The sequence below is a fragment of the Proteus vulgaris genome (genome assembly GCF_016647575.1).
Lineage (GTDB): Bacteria > Pseudomonadota > Gammaproteobacteria > Enterobacterales > Enterobacteriaceae > Proteus > Proteus mirabilis_B.
The window spans coordinates 3,818,766-3,839,596 of the sequence record NZ_CP032663.1; the positions used below are offsets into that span (position 1 = coordinate 3,818,766).

Genomic DNA, 20,831 nt, shown 5'->3' on the forward strand with positions numbered 1-20,831 from the left:
TTGATAGTGCATCATCTACACTTAAGCCAGAACAAACAAATACATCTCCTAAATCAGTGGCTAATTACAATAAGCATAAGGTGTGTAATAGAAATTAAGCTATGATATTTTTGAATGAAAACTATAGTAGTGACACTCAGTTATTAAAAATGGACAGATCTAATTAAAGAGGATATATGTCAGAAGAGCATCAACCCAAAACAGAAAATGAAAAAACTCAACTGACTCAGCCACTCAAGAAAGGGCTGGAAAAAGGGCTTCACGGCGGAAAAAAAGCCATTGGTGTTGGGATAAAAATCAGTAATTTTATTACTAACATTCCTTTTATTGCACATCTAATTCGCACCGCCGAACGCTTTACTGACAGAATGGGAAATCAGTTTGGTGCCGCTATTACCTATTTTTCATTTTTATCATTAATCCCTGTATTAATGCTCTCCTTTGCTTGTGCGGGTTTCGTTTTAGCCTCAAACCCAGATTTACTCGCTAAATTAATTACAGGTGTTGCAAATAGTATTGATGATCCAACGCTTGCATCCACAGTTCAACAGAGTATTGATACCGCAGTTCGCCAGCGTACAACGGTTGGTTTAACCGGTTTAGCGATTGCACTTTATTCTGGTGTCAATTGGGTGGGTAATTTACGCCAAGCCATTTTGGCGCAATCTCGCCCCGTATGGGAAAGAAATAAAGAAGAGCAAGAAAAAATCTATTTCCGCTATTTTCGTGACTTTTTAGCGCTAATTGGCTTACTTTTTGCGTTAATTGTCACGATTACGCTTACTTCAGTGGCAGGTTCGGCCCAAAGGATGATTGTTCATACATTGGGATTAGACGGTATTGAATGGCTAACCCCCGCATGGACAACAATCGGCTTAACCATTTCTATTACTGCAAACTATTTACTATTTTTATGGATATTGTGGATCCTACCTCGCCACCAACCAAAGCGTATTTCACTTATTAAAGGCACTCTTATCGCTGCCATTGGTTTTGAAATATTGAAATCGGTAATGACATGGATGCTACCCAAAATTGCAAGCTCACCATCAGGTGCTGCTTTTGGTTCAGTGATAGGTTTAATGGCTTTTTTCTACTTTTTTGCCCGATTAACGCTCTTTTGTGCCGCGTGGATCGCTACTGATGGCCCAAATATGCGTAAAGAACAGTTGGCTGAAACGCAATCAACATCTTAACTTTATGATAAAACTAGATGGTTAATTCCCTGCATTAACCGCCTATAAATAACGTAATAAGGAAAAACAATGCCATACGTTAATATTAAAATTACACGCGAAGGTGCAACCGCAGAGCAAAAAGAGCAACTTATTGCAGGTGCGACACAACTTTTAGTTGATGTATTAGGCAAAAACCCAGCAACCACTGTTGTGGTAATTGATGAAGTTGAAACAGACAACTGGGGAATAGGCGGTAAAACAGTAACAGAATTACGAGCAGCAACAAAAAGTAAATAAAGAGTTCTGCAATATAAATAAAGGGTGCCAAGTACACCCTTTTTGCTGATTTATTTTCCTGACAGATAAGGAAGTAACTATGGTTCAATCAATGACTGATGCTTTTCATGCCTTACCTTCAGCAAGTGCTATCTATATCACAGGTGCTGGTATTCAATACCCCTTTGGTATGGCACACGGATTTGCTGACGAAAGTACCCAGAAAAAATTAACTGTAGATACGCCTTTTCGAATCGCTAGTAATACAAAAACCTTTCTTGCTGCCGCTTTTTTACGTTTATGGGAACAAGATGCTCTATCCCTTGATGATGACATAACTAAGTATTTAAGTGCTAATTATCAACAGACATTATTAGAGCTAGGGTATGATCTCAAAACCATTACACTACGTCATTTATTAAGCCACAGTAGTGGTTTATTCGATCATGCAAATGAAGCTTACCTTGAAGAGGTGATTAAAGATCCCTCTCATAAATGGACACGAGAAGAGCAAATAGCACGCTATGCTCAACAAGGTTTTCCCATTATCCCAGCAGGAAAACGCTTTATTTATTCAGATACAGGCTACATTTTGTTAGGTGATATTCTTTCTCAGTTTATGAGAAAAAATATGGCCATCGCCGTTCGTGAATTATTGCATTTTCAAGACTTAAATTTACCACAAACATGGTGGGAAGGTTTGGAGCTACAACCTAAGCCCCCTAAAGCGCGCGCTAGACAATTTACAGGTGAGCATGAAGGTACTCATATTGATCCTTCAATGGACGCTTTTGGCGGCGGCGGACTTGTGATGACAACCCTTGAATTAGCTGAATTTACAGCTGATCTCTTCGAAGATAGAGTTTACTTACATCCCTCAACCTTGAAAGAGATGAAATGGCAAGGCTCGCATACTGGTGCTGCAAATTACCGTTTAGGTTTAATGGCTGAAGAAACTAGCCTAGGCACACTTTACTATCACCTTGGTTACTGGGGCTCGGTAGCTTATTATTTACCTGAAAAACAGATTGCTATTGCAGGTTTTACAACCCAGAGAAATAGCCGTGAAGATTTGATAGCTATTATTAAAGAAGCGTTTAAACGTCTTTAAGATCAAACAAATAAAAAGCCAAAAGTGTATCGATAACACTTTTGGCTTTTTGTTTGCTTTATGGCTGATATATTTTCAATATCAGCCTATTTCTGTTCTACTACGATTTCTTCGTCGGTGTTGTTTCCGCCGCTGGGGTTTCAACTGCTTTATTTGGTGTAGCATTAGTTGCAACAGGAGCCGGTGTATTTGCCGTTTCTGGATGAACTTGCTTTTCAAATTGAATACGCAACTCACCTAGATTTACAGTTGGCGTTTCACCACTTTGCGTTAGTACAAAAGCAATATCTTCAGATAAAACTCTTGAAAGCTCCTGATTTAAGGTCTCTTTTGTTAAGCCAGCTAAAAATGCTTGGCGTAAACGCTGATATTGTTCAGGTGGAATATCAATAATATTGCTTTGTTGCGATAACAAGCGCTGATTAATTAAAATAGCCGTACTGGTTTTTGCATAACGCGCAAATAATTGAGTTAATTGAAGTTGTTTCTCTTGTTGTAACTCTTGGTATAGTTCGTCGCTGATACCTTGGTTACGCAAGCGGCCCAATTCTTCTCCTACCCATGATGCTAATGCAGGAATGTGTGCTGTAGCAGTATCAAGATTTAAAGAGCAACTTGCACGCTGATATTGTACTCGGCAATCAATGTTAATTTGAGTGCTGTCGTTTTCTTTGCGTTGTTCAAGACTACGACCTAAATGTACAAAAATTACTTCACGAGCTAAATCACTTAACCAATATTTATTTAACGTGTCAGAGTCTTTTACTGGCGACCAATCTAAATCCCAAATTAAAGCAATCTGGTCTTTTGCACGCATAGGCTCTTGCACATATAACGTTTCAGGTTTCATATCAGCAAGAACAGGCACTGGAACTGGCGTTACACGCTTTCCTGATAGAGATGAAAAAGCCTGATTAATACTTTCAGTCAATACACGGTTATCAACATTACCTGCAACATAAAGCGTCATCATATCTGGGGTATACCAACGCTGTTGGTAATCCGACAACTCTTTGGTATTTACAGATTGATTAACGGGTTTACCTGGATTGTGGCCTTTTAAATTAGAGCCTTCAAGGCGTGAGCGCCAGATAGGATCTTCAATATTAAGAGGAAATGTTGCAATCGGAAGCGGTGATTGAACTGCGTTACGAACCGCATTTTCTGTGTATTGTGCAGGTTTAGCAATACCTGCTAATAATGCAAACGCATCCTTTAACAACTCAGGCTGGTTGTTCGGTAAACTTAGATTATAAACAGTAAAATCGTATGAAACGATCATTGGAGGCAACGGATAGTCAGGATCTAACGCATTTTTCCATAGATTATCGCGTTTTTCTGGCGTTAAACCTGTATTTTCCAAAACGTTGAGTTTGGACACCAAGGATGAAAAACCCGTTTCACTGCTTTTTTCCGATAAAGACCCCGTATTGACTAATAAACGGATCTGTATTCTATCATTTGGACGTTGCGGTGTTTGTAAGATTTGCCACTGAAAGCCATTTGCTAGTCGCCCTTCTTGCCAAGCCGGATCAGGCTGTAAAGCCTCTGCTTGAACTTGGCAAACAACAGCGCCGAACATAACGCTTCCCAATAAAATTCGTGTCATTACACCCTGCATGTGAACCTCTGTTGTATTAATCCTTGGTATTAAACCACTTATGAGGTTTAACAATAAGTGCCAAAAGACATGTTAGATGTTGGATGTCTATTTTTTGTATTATCATTCTTTATCACCACAGAAACATGAAATGAAATCACTATAGTGATTAGACTCATTATGGCGTAAGAAGGTTCAGACCTTCGGCAATTTTTGATCAGATTTTTGATGATTATATCCTTTAACCAGCAAACCAATCTCATCATCACAATGTGATTTTGGACAAGATAACGCTGAAACTTGGCTATCTTTATTGAGGGTGACGGCGATTTGGCGTAAAGGTTTTACAACAATACGATTAATACACCAACTAATAGCAACCGTCAGAATAAGCCCCATCAACAGATATGTTGTTAGCATCAATGCGACAGTATTACTGGCAAAACGATAAAAACGGTTTGTGTCAGCCTGTAAAATGAGATGACCACTATAGGACTTATCATCTGTTGAAGTAATACCTAATGGCTGTAAAGGAATAACAGCTTCAACGGGAATACCAAAAAGCCAACTTGAAAATTCAGAGACTTCTTTTTTGGGTGCAAAATCTAAATTCATTACTTGCACATTCTCGGGTTGCATGACAATCGCTTTACCCAAAATCCCCGTTGCTTTTAGTGCAACTATCTGTTGTTTAGCATCGTTCAAATCTGACCGTAACAATGCATCAGCGAGTGGTTGCTGGATACTTACACCGGCATTAAAAAGCTGATTTTGATAATCTTCACGACGTTGATCTATCAAATAAACAAGTTGAATACTGATAAAAATAGCAATAGTCACCAACGTAACGCCCGCAACAGCGGCCATCTGTTTTATTGTTAATGAATGTTTAAGATGAGGTTTCATCGTTGCTATTTCCAATATACATGTCTGATCAGAGTGATTATACTGTATTTTTGTGATTATGTATCACTCTCAATAAAGAAAATAACGTTATAAAAAGCGCCTATCCATTAAAATGAAAGTAGATAAATATATAATTATTATTATTTGAGTATAGTTATAATATAAAAATAGTAAAATAAAAATAAAATCTTACTCTCTTTGTTATTTACAACAAATCTACTTTATATTAATGAAAAGATACAATTCACTAAAAAACACCAGGGCATATAAAATTAAACACTATTAAACCCTTAATCCAGAGTTAAAGCACAATTCTAAGCACAGTATATTTCTTAATGGAAAATATTATTTATCTTTAATATTGTTGAAGTTTATATTTTAAAAAATTCACATAAATATAATATTTGATATCTATCAAATCATTATTAGATTATTTAGTTAAGATTAATTAAATATTATTAATGAAAAAATAAGAACAATATAAATCAATATATTGCTCTTATTTAATGAGATGAGTTTATTTAAACTATTGCGTTATCTTGCTCCACGGCAAAACAAGCAATAAGCTGACCGTCATACTCTTTTAATGTTGGCTGTAATTGACTACATGGTCCAAATGCACGACGACAACGAGCAGCGAAAGCACAACCCGGTGGTGGATTTAATGGGCTTGGCAATTCGCCCGTTAATTTAATGCGCTCTCGTCTTAATTCAGGTGTCAATCTTGGTGTTGCTGATAATAATGCCTGCGTATAAGGGTGCTGTGGATTTTCAAAAATTTGTGCTTTTGTTCCTTTTTCTACACAACGCCCTAAATACATTACAATAACTTCATCGGCGATATGCTCAACAACCGAAAGATCATGGGAAATAAAAACATAAGAGAGCCCCATATCTTGTTGCAGATCCATCATTAAATTCAGTACTTGAGCACGAACTGATACATCCAGTGCAGAAACCGGTTCATCCGCTACCACAATATCTGGATCAAGCATCAAGCCACGCGCAATAGCAATACGCTGACGTTGACCACCAGAAAACATATGTGGGTATCGGCTATAATGTTCTGTTTTTAATCCAACTTTAGCCATCATTGATAATACTTTTTCTTTACGCTCAGAAGCATTCAGTGTTGTATTGATCAATAGAGGCTCTTCTAAAATTTGTCCCACTTTTTTACGCGGGTTCAATGATCCATAAGGATTTTGAAACACAATTTGGATCTTCTGACGACGTAACTTCTCAGCCGATTTATCTTTAATTAGCAAATTTTGCCCACGATAAGAAAGCTCACCGGAAGTAGGGATCTCAATCATCGTTAATAATCGACCTAATGTAGATTTACCACACCCGGATTCACCAACAACTGCCAAGGTTTTACCCCGCTCTAATTCAAAAGAGACACCGTCAAGGGCCTTAACTGTTCTCTCTTTTGAGAAAAGCCCGCCTTTCACGCTGTAATATTTTGCTAAATTGACAGCTTTTAATAAGGGAGTTAATACATTTGGATTAACTTCAGCCATGAGTTGGTCTCCCTGCATTATCTAACGGTGTATGACATTTCACACGATGCGTTCCAAGTTCTTTTAATTCAGGCTCAATCTTATAACATTCATCATGAGCATATGGGCAACGTGGATTGAGTAAACAACCTGTTGGTCGATCATAACGTCCCGGTACAACGCCCGGTAGTGATGCTAATCGTGCTTTATTACTCGCGAACTCTGGGAGTGCTCTTAATAATGCTTGAGTGTAAGGATGGCGAGGCGCTTTAAAAATTTCTGATGCTTTTCCAGATTCCACGACTTGCCCCGCATACATCACAATAATAGTGTCTGCAGCTTCTGCCACTAATGCGAGATCATGAGTGATCAACACCAGTGCCATATTTTCTTGTTTTTGTAAGTCGAGCAAAAGCTCTATGATTTGTGCCTGAATAGTCACATCCAGCGCAGTGGTCGGTTCATCAGCAATCAATAATTTAGGGCGACAAGCGATCGCCATTGCGATCATAACACGCTGACTCATTCCCCCTGAAAGCTGGTGTGGATAAACATCTAAGCGAGAAGCCGGATCAGGGATACCCACCAGCGTTAAGAGATCGATAGCACGTTGTTTACGTGTTTTACGGCTTCCACCCTGATGGACTTTTAACGCTTCCATAATTTGATAGCCAACCGTAAAGCAAGGATTCAAGCTTGTCATTGGATCTTGGAAAATCATCGCAACATCAGCACCAACCAAATTGCGTCGTTCTGATTCAGAGATTTTCATAAGATCTCTACCATCAAAATAGAGCTCTTGTGCACTCACTCGTCCCGGAAAATCAATAAGCCCCATAATCGCCAACGAGCTAACAGATTTACCCGAACCAGATTCTCCTACAATGCCGACCACTTGCCCTTCTTCAACTTGATAGCTAATTCGGTCTACCGCTTTAAACGGAGTATCTTCATCACCAAAGTGAACAGATAGTTGATTAATATTTAGTAATGCCATGTTCTTACTCCGTTACTGCTTTAATTTCGGATCAAGCGCATCTCGTAAACCATCACCCATTAAGTTAAAGGCTAATACGGTAAACAAAATCGCCAGACCAGGAAACGTCACAACCCACCATGCGCTTTGTGTAAACTGCAACACATCAGATAACATGGTTCCCCATTCAGGAGTTGGTGGTTGCGCGCCCATACCTAAAAAGCCCAATGCCGCCATATCTAAGATTGCATTAGAAAAACCTAAAGAGGCTTGAACAATTAAAGGCGCAAGGCAGTTAGGTAAGATATTGATAAACATTTGACGCATTGAACCTGCGCCTGCAACACGAGAGGCAATCACATAGTCACGGTTAACTTCAATTAAAACAGCAGCACGAGTCAATCGAACATAATGCGGTAAGGCAACAAAAGTTAATGCGATAGAAGCATTAACAATAGAGGGACCAAAAATAGCGACCAATACTAACGCCAATAATAAACTTGGTAATGCCAGCATGATGTCGACAACACGCATAATGCCGATATCTACAAGACCACCGAAATAACCCGCAGCTAACCCTAGAATAATTCCTAAGATAAGTGATAGCACAACAACGATACAGCCCACTAATAATGAAAGGCGAGCACCAAACATTAAGCGAGAAAGAATATCGCGGCCAACATCATCTGTACCTAGAATAAATTGCCAGCTTCCGCCTTCTTGCCAAACAGGAGGTGCCAATAAGAAATCTCGAAATTGCTCATTAGGGGCATGAGGTGCAAGAAAACCTGCAAGTGATGCGATAAGCAACATAATTACAATATAGATTAACCCAACAACGGCACCTTTATTTTGTTTAAAGTAGTGCCAAAATTCTTGGAAGGGCGTCATGGGAGCCGGTGCACTGATGACCGGTGTTACTTTATTTTCAGTCATTTATGCATTCCTTATTTTTTATGGCGAATACGAGGATTTACAATGCCATAAAGAACATCAACCAACAGATTGACGAAGATAATCATCGTTGCAATTAAAAGCACACCACCTTGAACAACGGGATAGTCACGTCGCTGTAAGGCATCAATCAACCAGCGTCCTAATCCCGGCCATGAGAAAATGGTTTCTGTTAAGATTGCGCCAGCCAGCATTGTCCCGACTTGTAATCCAATAACGGTGACAACAGGCAACATCGCATTACGTAATGCGTGGATAAGAATGACGCGAGCACGGCTTAAACCTTTTGCTCTTGCAGTACGAATATAATCTTCGCCTAATACTTCAAGCATTGAAGAGCGCGTCATACGCACGATAACGGCTAAAGGAATGGTTCCTAATACAATGGCAGGCAAAATGATGTGATGAACGGCATCTAAGAAATCCCCTTCCTCACCCCAAATAAAGGTATCAATCAGCATAAATCCAGTAAGTGGATTACTGTCATCTAAAAAGACGCTATCAGCAAGACGTCCAGAGACAGGTGTTAGGTCTAATTTTACAGACACTAACATGATTAACATGATCCCCCACCAGAAAATTGGCATGGAGTAACCTGCTAATGACACACTAATCGCAGTATGATCAAAGATAGACCCACGTTTTACCGCAGCTAAAACACCAACTGGGATCCCAACTGAAACCGCAAAAATCATGGCGCAAACGCCAAGTTCTAAAGTGGCTTTAAAGCGAGGTAAAAATTCATCCCATACAGGAATGCGACTTTTTAATGAGATACCCAAATCACCATGGAAAATACCATTTAGGTAATTGATATATTGTTGCCATAAAGGCTTATCCAGCCCCAACTCTGCCATTAAATAAGCATGACGCTCTGGAGAAAGGCCACGTTCACCCGCCATAATCATTACCGGATCACCGGGAATAAGATGGACGAAGATAAACGTCAGTAATGTAATTCCGATAAACGTAGGGATCACAAGTCCCAAACGTTGAAGGATAAATTGCAGCATATCCTAATTCTCTTTTCAAACATCAGCTAAAAGATAGCGCTGATAAATCAGGGGAAAGTCCCCTGCGCCCACAGTGTACTGAATGTATTCGTTATTATTGAATAGCGGTGCCTTTCATAAAGAAAGACACCGTACTTAAGGCAATCCAACGATTAGGTATTGCTATTATTTAAGAGAGACATTCTCGAAGTGATGTTTGCCTAACGGATCAACCACATAGTTTTCTACTTTTTTACTCACAGGCTCATAAACGGTCGAGTGAGCAATAATCAGTGCAGGTGCTTGATCATGCATAACCACTTGAGCTTGTTTGTAGAGTTCAACACGCTTGTCGTGATCGGCTGCAACTCGAGCAGGTTGGATCAGATCTTCAAATGGCTTATAGCACCATTTTGAATAGTTCGATCCTTGCTCTTTTGCGGCACAACTAAATAGCGTAGCAAAGAAGTTATCTGGGTCCCCATTATCCCCCGTCCAACCCATCATCACTGCTTGGTGTTCACCAGATTTAGCACGTTTGAGATATTCGCCCCACTCGTAACTTACAATCTTGGTTTTAACACCAATTTTTTCCCAGTCCGCTTGTACCATTTCAGCCATACGGCGGGCATTTGGATTATAAGGACGCTGTACTGGCATTGCCCATAAATCGATAGTAAAGCCATCTGCAAGACCCGCTTCTTTTAGCAGCGCTTTGGCTTTTTCAGGGTTATATTCGTAATCGACGATATCGTCGTTATAACCCCACATTGTAGGAGGAATGAGGTTTTTCGCTTTCTGGCCTGCGCCTTGATAAACAGCTTCAATAATGGCGTCTTTATTCACCGCCATACTTAATGCTTGGCGAACCTTTTGGTTATCCAGTGGTTTTTTCTCAACGTTAAAAGAGATATAACCCACGTTTAAGCCCGGTTGTTCTAATAGATTGATATCGCTATTTTGTTTCATCTTCGCAATATCAGCAGGATTTGGGAAAGGCATTGCCTGACACTCACCTTTTTGCAGTTTTGCATATCGTACAGAGGCATCAGGTGTAATAGAGAAGACTAAACGGTCAATATCTGGTTTTTTACCCCAATATTGGTCATTCGCTTTATAAAGAATACGAGAGTCTTTTTGATATTGCTGTAATTGGAAAGGCCCTGTACCGATAGGATCTAAGTCCACTTTTTCAGGTGTACCTGCTTTCATCATGTTATCCGCATATTCAGCGGATAATATAGAAGCAAAGTCCATTGCCATATCAGCAATAAAAGGGGCTTCTGAACGCGTTAAAACAAAACGAACGGTATGATCATCAACCTTCTCGATTTTCTCGATCATGTTGTTCATATCCATTCCGGAGAAGTATTCATAACTTCCGCCAGACACTTTATGGTAAGGATGTTTCGGGTCCATTTGACGCATAAACGTGTACATCACGTCATCCGCATTAAATTCACGTGTTGGCTTAAAAGTTTTACTATTATGCCAATTCACGCCTTTACGTAAATGGAAGGTATACACTTTACCATCATCGCTCACATCCCAACTTTCAGCTAAGCCTGGAATGATTTCTGTTGTACCCAGTTTAAATTCAACTAAACGGTCATAAATAGGCACTGAACTTGCGTCATAGGTTGTTCCAGAGGTAAATAACTGAGGGTTAAATCCTTCAGGTGAGCCTTCAGAGCAATACACCAATGTTTTTGCCTGCACACCCGCAGAAACAGCTAATGCGAGCAATCCAATTGTAGCGGTCAAAATTCCTGTCTGTTTTTTGGAGCTTTTCATCATTACTCTCCGAAATTGTTCTGTTGTGTTTTGGTTTCCTGTTTAAAAACGGAATACCTTTTTATTTTGTCATTGTTCAATTAACCAACTGTATCCCCTTACGTCAATAAGGTGTTAGAAGGTAAAAAGAACTCGTTATAAACACAAATGAAACAAATATTGAACAAACTCAGAATAAAAAAATAAGTCTCTGACTAATATCTAGTCAATAAAACCACACATTAAGGAATCCTTAAGTAAAATGACTATTTTAAAAAAAGCCATAATTTGTGATTAACCGCTTAAATATTGAACGAATATTTTGAAATGAAACAAAGAACTTGGCGCTTTATTCTGTTATGGAAGAAAAATAATTATCTTACTAGAGGATACTGATTTTAGTTTTAATCAAGCAAATAGAGTGAAAAGTATCAATTTTTACCTCTTAGCAAATCACTTAACTAGATAAGACCATGAAATTCAGTCTGTTATTAATGATTTTAATTCTTTCATAGTGAAAAATTTATATTCTTTAAATATTACCAGAAGTTCTATCGCCCATAAAAAGTGGCGTTAGAAGAAAATTTACAGACGTCTTTAGGCTGTTTATTAAAAAACTTCTAAAATAGTTTAATGCCTAAATGACTTTATAGATCAGCGAAACCTACTGCATTTCCAGCCAATATTTCTCTTGATTTGGAAAATATTTCCATGAATTTCTGTTTTTAAACTTAATAGGAACTTCGAATGCAAGGTATGGATGGGATAGAAGTAAAATGATTGAGAGAAAGCACTATTATGGTGAGAGCAAAAAACAGAGAGGTATTTTTAGTGAGGCTAAAACGACAAAACCCCGCTTTAAAAGCGGGGTTTCTTAATATGGTCGGCGAGAGAGGATTCGAACCTCCGACCCACTGGTCCCAAACCAGTTGCGCTACCAGGCTGCGCTACTCGCCGAAAACGAGGTGCATCTTACTGCCTGAAGCCCACTCCGTCAATACTTTTTTAGTATCTCCTGACTGTTCGTATGGTTTTCAACCAAAACGGTTGATTTTTAACTTTTTTATCATAAAAAGAGGTGAATTTTAGCGTTATTGTAACAAGCTTACCTGTCTATCTTCGTTTTACTATGGCTTTCTTTACGTTACCCATAAAAAATGAAAAAAAATAACAAATTTATTCTTAATTATTATCGTCTAATTAGTGTGCTTTTTATATAATTCCCTTATGTCAAATAAGGTAGGTAGTTTAGAGAATGAAACAACGTTGGTGGGGTGTCGCATTACTTTTATTGTCAACCACACTTCCAGCTCAAGCATCTACAGTTCATGCTTGCCGAGTGTACTTTAAAGAAGCGGATAGATTTATTCAGTACATTTCTCAAAGAGAAGATCTAAAACATAATATGCCGGAGATTAAGGCTAACTTCGAGCAAAGCAAAAAGCAGATAATGACAGCGCCTCTGTCAGAACAAAAAGTAATATGTGACAAGGAAATGCAAGAGCTTAATAGTTTGAATAAAATGTTTGGACCTAAAGAAGAAACGGTACTAAATAAATAATCAAATAAACAGATAATGACTAAATATAATTACTTATTTATTATTTAGTCATTAATTTGATATTAATTCTTATTTTCATGATTATTATTCGCAGTTGTACTTTCCAATCTTTTTATGCGTTCTTTAGGTGAATTATCACTTTTATCATCACCCTGAGTATAATAATCATAAGGTAATAATAAAGTATCTAATACGGCACTAAAAGGAAGATCGAGAATAACCAATGGTTTCATTGCCCATCCAGTTTCATCATCTTTTAGCATTGTCATGTTATTTTTTGTCCCTGAATAAAGTTCTTTATTCGGACCAGCATGAGTCATAACACTTGAGCAACCTGTCAGTAATGTCGTCAAAAATGTGACTAATGTTAAATTTTTACTTGTCGTTCTGAATATCATAGGGCACCTATAAAACGAGATCCGTAGTCAACGCTTTTTATCATATAGTTAAACCTGTTTTCTCTTACAGGACAAGAGAAAGATGATATAAAAAAGCTTAATTTTTTAGTTATTAAATAAATAAGTCTCGCGTGAAAAAGTTTCACTTTATCTAATTTTAAAAAGCATAATAATATTATTAATTATTATGTTTCTATGATATTAAAATTCAACCTTCATTATTTTAAATAAACATTTTAGCTTTATATTTATCTTTCTTGTTTGTTTTATCTCTATATATGCTAGATCTGTGCGATAAGACACAGCGACTTTCATTATTCTTTGCCAAAATAGGTTTATCGTTTTAGCTCAAATTTTCTCATTTTTATTTTTGGGTACAGGATCTTTTCTATGAGTGATATTGCATTAACAATGGTGATGTTGTCATTAGCAGGCGCTCTAGGTCTTTGGATTGGCAATATCAAAATCTATCGAGTCAGCCTAGGGATAGGTGGTGTTCTTTTTGGTGGAATTATTATTGGCCACTTTGCTCAGCATTATAACTTTTCGCTTAATGCACAAACTCTTCATTTTATTCAAGAATTTGGGCTTATTCTTTTTGTTTATACTATTGGTATCCAAGTCGGTCCGGGTTTTTTCTCCTCACTACGTGTTTCAGGCTTAAAACTAAACGCCTTCGCCATCTTAATTATTCTTCTTGGCTCAATCATAACCGCTTCTATTTATCGTCTATTTGACGTTCCTTTACCTATTATTTTGGGTATTTTTTCTGGTGCTGTTACCAACACGCCTTCTTTAGGTGCTGGGCAACAAATACTGACAGATCTGCATGTTGACCCAACTTCTGTGGGACAAATGGGAATGGGCTATGCCATGGCTTATCCTATGGGTATCTGTGGCATTCTACTCGTAATGTGGCTTATTCGTGTGTTCTTTAAAATCAACATTGATGAAGAAGCAAAAGCCTTTAGTAACCAACAACACAGCACTAAAGATGCACTACATACCATTAATATTGCGATTAAAAACCCCAATTTAGATGGCTTATTAATGCAAGATATTCCTCTACTCAATGAAGATGCCATCGTCTGCTCCCGCTTAAAGCGTGGAGATAACATTATGGTACCGATGCCATCAACAATTATTCAGTTAGGGGATTTACTCCATATTGTCGGTTCAAAAGAAGATCTCAATAAAGTTCGCCTAATACTTGGTGAAGAGGTCGATGCTTCACTTTCAACATCAACAAATTTACTTCAATCAGTACGAGTCGTTGTAACGAATGATTCCGTGCTCAGTAAACGTTTAAAAGATCTGGATCTTAAAAGAAAATACGATGTTGTAGTGACTCGATTGAACCGCGCAGGTATCGAACTTATTCCAAGTAATAATAGTATGTTGCAATTCGGGGATATTCTTAATGTTGTTGGACGCCCTGAATCTATTGAAGCCATTACAGTTCTGTTAGGTAACGCCCGTCAGAAATTAGAACAAGTCCAAATGCTTCCTGTCTTTATTGGTATCGGCTTAGGGGTTCTACTTGGCTCTATTCCTATTTTTATTCCCGGTATTCCTGTGGCTCTTAAATTAGGTTTGGCTGGTGGTCCTCTTGTTGTTGCCTTAATTTTAGGACGTATTGGTACATTTGGTAAGCTCTATTGGTTTATGCCTCCAAGTGCAAACTTGGCATTACGAGAGTTGGGTATTGTCATGTTTCTTGCTGTGGTAGGGCTAAACTCTGGCGGTGAATTTGTCGAAACATTAATTTATGGTCAAGGTTTGAGTTGGATTGGTTATGGTATTTTGATTACATTATTACCGTTATTGATTGTCGGTGTGATTGCCAGAGTCTTCTTTAAGCTTAATTATTTAAGCCTCTGCGGAATGTTGGCTGGTTCAATGACCGATCCCCCTGCATTAGCCTTCGCAAACTCAATTCATAGCTCAAGTGGGGCTGCCGCGCTTTCCTATGCCACAGTTTATCCTTTAGCAATGTTTTTACGCATCATAACACCACAATTAATGGCACTTATTATATGGACTTTGTAGTAAAAATAATAAATATATTAAATAGTTGAACCAAATTTGTTATCAAAATCCACATTTGGCTTAGCAGAGGGATAATTAAGGCAATGAATGGCTCTTATTTAAGCCATAGATTTTATAAATGTCTGTTTTAATAGTTCTCGTGCTAAGAAATTTAGATTGAGACGGATTGCTAAATTTTTAGTAATCAATTTCTTTCCGTCAAACTTATGCTCAAAAGTCCTCGTTATTGTCTTTGCCCCTTCTTCTCGCTGAAGGGGCATTTTTATTAGATATTCACTGGCTGATAGATGTTCTCGATTTCTTCAGCCAGAATTTTTATTCCTTTCTCAATCAATTCAGGCTCAGGCACGTAATTCATCCGCATACATTGATGAGCGTGATCCCATGAATTTTCTAATCCCGGAAAGAAGTAATGTCCCGGCACCATTAATACACCACGTTTTTTCAAACGACGGTAAAGCTCTTCACAAGAAACAGGTAAATCTTTAAACCAAAGCCATAAAAAGATCGCACCTTCCGGCTTATGAATAAGACAACGCTCTTCAGGTAAGTAGCGGCGGATAATATTAATAGTTTCAAGTACTCGTTGATGATAGAAAGGCCCTATCACATCTTGAGATAACCGCATTAAATCATCGCGTTTTAGCATTTCTAATGCCATTGCAGGCCCAATTCCACCGGGTGCGAGACTAATAATGCCGTTAACATTTGTAATAGCTGAAATCAGCGTTTCATTGGCGATAATAATGCCACAACGTGCTCCCGGTAGGCCTAACTTAGACAGACTCATACAAAGGATAGTGTTGTCATTCCAACGAGGTGTTGCTTGAGTGAAAATAATACCTGGAAAAGGAACACCGTAAGCATTATCTATAATCAGAGGGATATTGTGCCGTTTAGCTAAAGCCTCTAGCTTTTCAACTTCATCGTCAGTAATTACATTACCTGTTGGATTGGTTGGTCTAGAAACACAAATAGCGGCAATGTCATCACCAATTTCAAGATGAGCAAAATCGACATGATATTTAAATTGTCCATTTGGCAACATTTCTATTGTTGGCTTATTCGCAACAAACAGATCTTCTTCTAATCCAGAATCAGTATAACCAATATATTCAGGGGCAATTGGGAAAAGAATTTTACGTTTCTTCCCATCTTTGGTTGTGCCACCTAATAAATTAAATAGGTAGAAAAAAGCACTTTGGCTGCCATTAGTTAGTGCAATATTTTTTGCCGAAATATTCCAGCCTAGCTTCTCTTTTAAACATGCCGCCAACGCTTGTAACATGGCATCTTTGCCTTGCGGACCATCATAGTTACAAACCGCATCACTTAATGAGCCATTTTCGGTCATCTCTTTAAGCAACTGACGAAAATAGTTATCCATTTCAGGAATATGAGCAGGATTTCCGCCCCCTAGCATCACAGCACCGGGTGTACGTATTCCTTCATTTAAGTCTTGCATCAAGCGAGCAATGCCTGAGTGCTGAGCAAACTTTTGCCCAAATTGTGATAGTTGAGTCATCTTTGCAGGTATCTTCTATGTTGCTTTCTCGTTAAGAAATACCATACCGCGAGCTTTAACCTGCATCAATAGTTATAATCGAAATGATAGAATAGTAATATTAATATGATTTTAAATATTGAAATATAAAGCCAATAACACTCTCGATTAAAGATAACTCAACTCATATTTTACTTTTTATTGGCGTTTTTATTCTCTTCTTGGCGACAAAAGCAAGAGAGAATATGGTCATTTACCATACCAACGGCTTGCATAAATGCGTAGCACGTTGTTGTACCAACAAATTTAAAGCCTTTTTTCTTTAACGTTTTTGCCATTTTATCCGAGATTTCAGTAGATGCAGGTACTTGAGATATATCGCTCCACTGATTAATAATGGGTTTATTATCAACAAATTGCCAAATAAACTGACTAAAATCTTCACCTTGTTCTTCCATTGCCATGAAAATACGAGCGTTATTAATAATGGCGTTAATTTTTCCTTGATGACGAATAATTGCGGGATCTTGCAATAAAGCTTCAACATCCTTATCTGTCATTTTGGCAATTTTTTCGGGTGAAAAATTAAAAAAACAGCGGCGGTAACCTTCTCTTTTCTTAAGTACGGTATACCAAGATAACCCAGCTTGTTGACCTTCAAGACAGATCATTTCGAAAAGCTTGTATTTATCTCGTTCAGGTTTACCCCACTCATCATCATGATATGCCAAATATTCAGGATCACTGGTTACCCAATCGCAACGCTGTTTATTCATTTTCTCATTCCTTGTTACCAATAACTTGTAATAGTACCATTTTATATACTGTATAAATATACATGTAAATAGGTGAAAAAAAATTCAATCTAATTCTTTGAGCATAGTCATAAAGTCAATTAAGGGATTATTTTTTTGATCGAGGGAAAATTGCCCGCATTCCTTGCTGTATATCTTTCGTCTAGAAGGTATACTGAAACCTTTCTTTTTATTCTATGTATCGCCATGCGGATATAACATGCAAAAGTTTGATACCAAAACCTTTCAAGGTCTTATCCTGACACTACAGGATTACTGGGCTCGCCAGGGCTGTACCATTGTCCAACCATTAGATATGGAAGTGGGTGCGGGCACATCACACCCAATGACTTGTTTACGTGCATTAGGCCCAGAGCCTATCGCTGCGGCTTATGTACAGCCTTCTCGTCGTCCAACAGATGGACGTTACGGTGAAAACCCTAACCGCTTACAGCACTATTACCAATTCCAAGTTATCATTAAGCCATCACCTGATAATATTCAGGAACTTTATCTTGGTTCATTAAGAGAATTAGGTTTAGACCCAACAATTCATGATATTCGTTTTGTGGAAGATAACTGGGAAAACCCAACTTTAGGTGCTTGGGGCTTAGGCTGGGAAGTTTGGCTCAACGGCATGGAAGTGACGCAGTTTACCTATTTCCAACAAGTCGGTGGATTAGAATGCAAGCCTGTTACGGGTGAAATCACTTACGGCTTAGAACGTCTTGCCATGTATATTCAAGGTGTTGATAGCGTTTATGACTTAGTTTGGTGTGATGGTCCATTAGGTAAAACCACCTATGGCGATATCTATCATCAAAACGAAGTTGAGCAATCAACCTATAACTTTGAATACGCCGACGTAGACTTCCTGTTCTCTTGCTTTGAGCAATATGAAAAAGAAGCTCGTGAGTTGTTAGAGTTAGAAAAACCTCTGCCTTTACCTGCCTATGAACGTATTTTAAAAGCAGGACACACCTTTAACTTATTGGATGCACGTAAAGCTATCTCTGTGACAGAGCGTCAGCGTTATATTTTACGTATCCGTACTTTAACCAAAGCGGTTGCTGAAGCATATTATGCTTCTCGTGAAGCGCTTGGTTTCCCTATGTGTAAAAAGTAAGAGGCTATCATGACAACTGAGACTTTCCTCGTGGAAATCGGCACAGAAGAATTACCGCCGAAAGCGCTTCGTTCTTTAGCCGAATCTTTTGCTGCTAATTTTACTGCTGAACTGGATAACGCAAATATCACTCATGGTGATGTATCTTGGTTTGCAGCGCCTCGCCGTTTAGCCATTAAAGTGGCTAATATGGCGAAATCACAAGCAGATAGAACCATTGAAAAACGTGGTCCTGCGATTGCTCAAGCATTTGACGCTGACGGTAAACCGACAAAAGCAGCTGAAGGTTGGGCAAGAGGTAATGGCATTACTGTTGACCAAGCAGAGCGCTTATCAACAGATAAAGGCGAATGGTTATTTTATCGTGCAGAAGTAAAAGGTGAAGCTGTTAACCAATTACTGATTGGCATGGTAAGCAATGCATTATCAAAATTACCAATTCCAAAATTAATGCGCTGGGGTGATAAAGAAACTCACTTTGTACGCCCTGTTCATACCGTCACCTTATTATTAGGTGATACCGTTATTGATGGTGAAATTTTAGGTATCCAAAGCGATCGCGTTATTCGTGGTCACCGCTTTATGGGTGAAGCTGAATTTACTATTGATAATGCAGATCAGTATCCTGAAATTCTTTATGAGCGCGGAAAAGTTATTGCTGATTACGAAACACGTAAATCAATTATTCTTCATGATGCTCGTCTTGCTGCTGAAAAACTTGGCGGTATCGCAGATTTAAGCGATAGCTTAGTCGAAGAAGTCACTTCATTGGTTGAATGGCCAGTTGTGTTAACAGCAAAATTTGAGGAAAAATTCCTTGAAGTTCCCGCTGAAGCACTGGTTTATACCATGAAAGGTGACCAAAAATACTTCCCTGTTTATGACAAGCAAGGCAAATTATTACCTAACTTTATTTTTGTCACTAATATTGAATCTTCTGATCCACAACAGATCATTAGCGGTAACGAAAAAGTAGTGCGTCCTCGTTTAGCTGATGCTGAGTTCTTCTTCAAAACTGACCGTAAACAACGTTTAGAAGATAACTTACCACGCCTTGAAACCGTATTATTCCAGAAAGATTTAGGCACACTGCGTGATAAAACAGACCGTATTCAAGCATTAGCTGGCTTTATTGCTGGCAAAATGGGTGCTGATGTTAATAAAGCAACCCGTGCAGGTTTACTGTCAAAATGTGACTTAATGACCAATATGGTGTTCGAATTCACAGATACCCAAGGTGTTATGGGTATGCATTATGCGCGTCATGATGGTGAAGCCGAAGAAGTCGCGGTTGCATTGAAAGAACAATATCAGCCTCGTTTCGCGGGTGATGAATTACCTTCTAATCCTGTTGCTAGCGCCCTCGCTATTGCAGAGAAGATGGATACACTTGCGGGTATTTTCGGTATTGGTCAACATCCTAAAGGGGATAAAGACCCATTTGCTCTACGTCGTGCATCACTGGGTGTTTTACGTATTATCGTTGAGCAAGATTTACCGTTAGATATTGAAGAGCTGACACAAGAAGCGGTTCGCCTTTACGGTGACAAGCTGACTAATAAAAATGTGGTCAGTGATGTGGTTGAGTTTATGTTAGGTCGTTTCCGTTCTTGGTATCAAGAACTGGGTTACAGCATTGATACTATTCAAGCTGTATTAGCACGTCGCCCAACACAACCTGCTGACTTCAATGCTCGCGTTAAAGCAGTAACTTACTTCCGTACATTAGACGAAGCCTCTGCATTAGCAGAAGCCAATAAACGTGTTTCTAACATCTTAGCAAAATCCGCTGATGTAAAACTGAATGACACTGTTTTAGCTTCCGTCTTAAAAGCACCAGAAGAAGTTCAATTAGCAGCTAATCTTTCTGTATTACAAGATAAATTGGCACCATTATTTGCAGAGCGCAAATACCAAGAAGCATTAGTTGAACTTGCCTCATTACGTGATGTGGTCAATAACTTCTTTGATAAAGTCATGGTAATGGATGAAGACGAAGCTGTTCGTATCAACCGTTTAACCATGTTAAGCCAATTGCGTGAACTGTTCTTAAAAGTCGCGGATATTTCTGTTTTACAATAAGTTGTAAACCTCAGAAAACAGAAACCGGCATTGTGAAAGCAATGCCGGT

17 protein-coding genes and 1 tRNA gene are annotated in these 20,831 nt (G+C 38.5%); 7 read left to right on the plus strand and 11 right to left on the minus strand.

Features of this window, described 5'->3' with window-relative positions; translation table 11 throughout:
- Positions 1-176 precede the first annotated feature (176 nt).
- From yhjD to D7029_RS17455, 3 genes are all read left to right on the plus strand, one after another.
- Positions 177-1,196: an inner membrane protein YhjD gene (gene yhjD / locus D7029_RS17445; protein WP_194951378.1), complete on the plus strand. Its 1,020-nt coding sequence runs from the start codon at positions 177-179 to the stop codon at positions 1,194-1,196.
- Positions 1,197-1,265: 69 nt separating this feature from the next.
- Complete coding sequence (locus D7029_RS17450; protein WP_006534633.1) at positions 1,266-1,475, plus strand: 2-hydroxymuconate tautomerase family protein; 210 nt, start codon at positions 1,266-1,268, stop codon at positions 1,473-1,475.
- 79 nt (positions 1,476-1,554) lie between these two features.
- A complete protein-coding gene (locus tag D7029_RS17455; protein WP_194951379.1) occupies positions 1,555-2,565 on the plus strand; it encodes a serine hydrolase domain-containing protein in 1,011 nt (336 codons plus the stop codon).
- A gap of 100 nt (positions 2,566-2,665) precedes the next feature.
- Here the strand turns inward: D7029_RS17455 and D7029_RS17460 are convergent, their stop codons facing one another.
- The 8 genes from D7029_RS17460 to D7029_RS17495 all read right to left on the minus strand — a co-directional run bounded on the left by D7029_RS17460 (position 2,666) and on the right by D7029_RS17495 (position 12,225).
- Complete coding sequence (locus D7029_RS17460; RefSeq protein WP_228766710.1) at positions 2,666-4,174, minus strand: insulinase family protein; 1,509 nt, start codon at positions 4,172-4,174, stop codon at positions 2,666-2,668.
- Positions 4,175-4,360: 186 nt separating this feature from the next.
- A complete protein-coding gene (locus tag D7029_RS17465; RefSeq protein ID WP_088494354.1) occupies positions 4,361-5,071 on the minus strand; it encodes a HAMP domain-containing protein in 711 nt (236 codons plus the stop codon).
- A gap of 521 nt (positions 5,072-5,592) precedes the next feature.
- Complete coding sequence (gene dppF, locus D7029_RS17470; protein ID WP_194951380.1) at positions 5,593-6,594, minus strand: dipeptide ABC transporter ATP-binding subunit DppF; 1,002 nt, start codon at positions 6,592-6,594, stop codon at positions 5,593-5,595.
- Positions 6,587-7,570, minus strand: a complete 984-nt coding sequence (gene dppD / locus D7029_RS17475) for a dipeptide ABC transporter ATP-binding protein (RefSeq protein WP_194951381.1) — start codon at positions 7,568-7,570, stop codon at positions 6,587-6,589. Before dppD ends, dppF begins: the two co-directional genes overlap by 8 nt.
- Positions 7,571-7,582: 12 nt before the next feature.
- Positions 7,583-8,485, minus strand: coding sequence for a dipeptide ABC transporter permease DppC (dppC, locus tag D7029_RS17480; protein ID WP_075671338.1), 903 nt, complete (start codon positions 8,483-8,485; stop codon positions 7,583-7,585).
- 11 nt (positions 8,486-8,496) lie between these two features.
- Positions 8,497-9,516, minus strand: a complete 1,020-nt coding sequence (gene dppB, locus D7029_RS17485; RefSeq protein WP_075671336.1) for a dipeptide ABC transporter permease DppB — start codon at positions 9,514-9,516, stop codon at positions 8,497-8,499.
- A gap of 165 nt (positions 9,517-9,681) precedes the next feature.
- Complete coding sequence (gene dppA, locus D7029_RS17490) at positions 9,682-11,289, minus strand: dipeptide ABC transporter periplasmic-binding protein DppA (protein ID WP_088494349.1); 1,608 nt, start codon at positions 11,287-11,289, stop codon at positions 9,682-9,684.
- 859 nt (positions 11,290-12,148) lie between these two features.
- A tRNA-Pro gene (locus D7029_RS17495) sits at positions 12,149-12,225 on the minus strand.
- A 298-nt stretch (positions 12,226-12,523) separates the two neighbouring features.
- On the opposite strand from D7029_RS17495, the gene D7029_RS17500 reads away from it, so the two are divergent.
- Positions 12,524-12,829 carry a DUF5339 family protein gene (locus tag D7029_RS17500; protein ID WP_088494348.1) on the plus strand — a complete coding sequence of 102 codons (306 nt, stop codon included), beginning with the start codon at positions 12,524-12,526 and terminating at the stop codon, positions 12,827-12,829.
- A 62-nt stretch (positions 12,830-12,891) separates the two neighbouring features.
- Here the strand turns inward: D7029_RS17500 and D7029_RS17505 are convergent, their stop codons facing one another.
- Complete coding sequence (locus tag D7029_RS17505; RefSeq protein ID WP_088494347.1) at positions 12,892-13,227, minus strand: YceK/YidQ family lipoprotein; 336 nt, start codon at positions 13,225-13,227, stop codon at positions 12,892-12,894.
- A gap of 390 nt (positions 13,228-13,617) precedes the next feature.
- Between D7029_RS17505 and D7029_RS17510 the strand changes: the two genes are divergently transcribed.
- Positions 13,618-15,276 (plus strand): putative transporter, encoded by a 1,659-nt coding sequence (locus D7029_RS17510; protein WP_088494346.1) that lies wholly within the window; start codon positions 13,618-13,620, stop codon positions 15,274-15,276.
- A gap of 265 nt (positions 15,277-15,541) precedes the next feature.
- Here D7029_RS17510 and D7029_RS17515 read toward each other — a convergent pair whose 3' ends face one another.
- Positions 15,542-16,801, minus strand: coding sequence for a valine--pyruvate transaminase (locus D7029_RS17515; RefSeq protein WP_194951382.1), 1,260 nt, complete (start codon positions 16,799-16,801; stop codon positions 15,542-15,544).
- A 170-nt stretch (positions 16,802-16,971) separates the two neighbouring features.
- On the minus strand, positions 16,972-17,556 hold the full coding sequence (locus D7029_RS17520) for a DNA-3-methyladenine glycosylase I (protein WP_194951383.1): 585 nt from the start codon (positions 17,554-17,556) through the stop codon (positions 16,972-16,974).
- A 238-nt stretch (positions 17,557-17,794) separates the two neighbouring features.
- On the opposite strand from D7029_RS17520, the gene glyQ reads away from it, so the two are divergent.
- Both glyQ and glyS read left to right on the plus strand, forming a co-directional pair.
- Positions 17,795-18,700, plus strand: coding sequence for a glycine--tRNA ligase subunit alpha (gene glyQ / locus D7029_RS17525; protein WP_004246832.1), 906 nt, complete (start codon positions 17,795-17,797; stop codon positions 18,698-18,700).
- 9 nt (positions 18,701-18,709) lie between these two features.
- Complete coding sequence (glyS, locus tag D7029_RS17530; protein ID WP_194951384.1) at positions 18,710-20,782, plus strand: glycine--tRNA ligase subunit beta; 2,073 nt, start codon at positions 18,710-18,712, stop codon at positions 20,780-20,782.
- Positions 20,783-20,831 lie beyond the last annotated feature (49 nt).

What these genes read in the sequence shown, in the direction of transcription:
- yhjD (WP_194951378.1), top strand. Translation starts at nt 177, where the DNA reads ATGTCAGAAGAGCATCAACCCAAAACAGAAAATGAAAAAACTCAACTG.
- D7029_RS17450 (WP_006534633.1), top strand. Translation starts at nt 1,266, where the DNA reads ATGCCATACGTTAATATTAAAATTACACGCGAAGGTGCAACCGCAGAG.
- D7029_RS17455 (WP_194951379.1), top strand. Translation starts at nt 1,555, where the DNA reads ATGGTTCAATCAATGACTGATGCTTTTCATGCCTTACCTTCAGCAAGT.
- D7029_RS17460 (WP_228766710.1), bottom strand. Translation starts at nt 4,174, where the DNA reads ATGACACGAATTTTATTGGGAAGCGTTATGTTCGGCGCTGTTGTTTGC.
- D7029_RS17465 (WP_088494354.1), bottom strand. Translation starts at nt 5,071, where the DNA reads ATGAAACCTCATCTTAAACATTCATTAACAATAAAACAGATGGCCGCT.
- dppF (WP_194951380.1), bottom strand. Translation starts at nt 6,594, where the DNA reads ATGGCTGAAGTTAATCCAAATGTATTAACTCCCTTATTAAAAGCTGTC.
- dppD (WP_194951381.1), bottom strand. Translation starts at nt 7,570, where the DNA reads ATGGCATTACTAAATATTAATCAACTATCTGTTCACTTTGGTGATGAA.
- dppC (WP_075671338.1), bottom strand. Translation starts at nt 8,485, where the DNA reads ATGACTGAAAATAAAGTAACACCGGTCATCAGTGCACCGGCTCCCATG.
- dppB (WP_075671336.1), bottom strand. Translation starts at nt 9,516, where the DNA reads ATGCTGCAATTTATCCTTCAACGTTTGGGACTTGTGATCCCTACGTTT.
- dppA (WP_088494349.1), bottom strand. Translation starts at nt 11,289, where the DNA reads ATGAAAAGCTCCAAAAAACAGACAGGAATTTTGACCGCTACAATTGGA.
- D7029_RS17500 (WP_088494348.1), top strand. Translation starts at nt 12,524, where the DNA reads ATGAAACAACGTTGGTGGGGTGTCGCATTACTTTTATTGTCAACCACA.
- D7029_RS17505 (WP_088494347.1), bottom strand. Translation starts at nt 13,227, where the DNA reads ATGATATTCAGAACGACAAGTAAAAATTTAACATTAGTCACATTTTTG.
- D7029_RS17510 (WP_088494346.1), top strand. Translation starts at nt 13,618, where the DNA reads ATGAGTGATATTGCATTAACAATGGTGATGTTGTCATTAGCAGGCGCT.
- D7029_RS17515 (WP_194951382.1), bottom strand. Translation starts at nt 16,801, where the DNA reads ATGACTCAACTATCACAATTTGGGCAAAAGTTTGCTCAGCACTCAGGC.
- D7029_RS17520 (WP_194951383.1), bottom strand. Translation starts at nt 17,556, where the DNA reads ATGAATAAACAGCGTTGCGATTGGGTAACCAGTGATCCTGAATATTTG.
- glyQ (WP_004246832.1), top strand. Translation starts at nt 17,795, where the DNA reads ATGCAAAAGTTTGATACCAAAACCTTTCAAGGTCTTATCCTGACACTA.
- glyS (WP_194951384.1), top strand. Translation starts at nt 18,710, where the DNA reads ATGACAACTGAGACTTTCCTCGTGGAAATCGGCACAGAAGAATTACCG.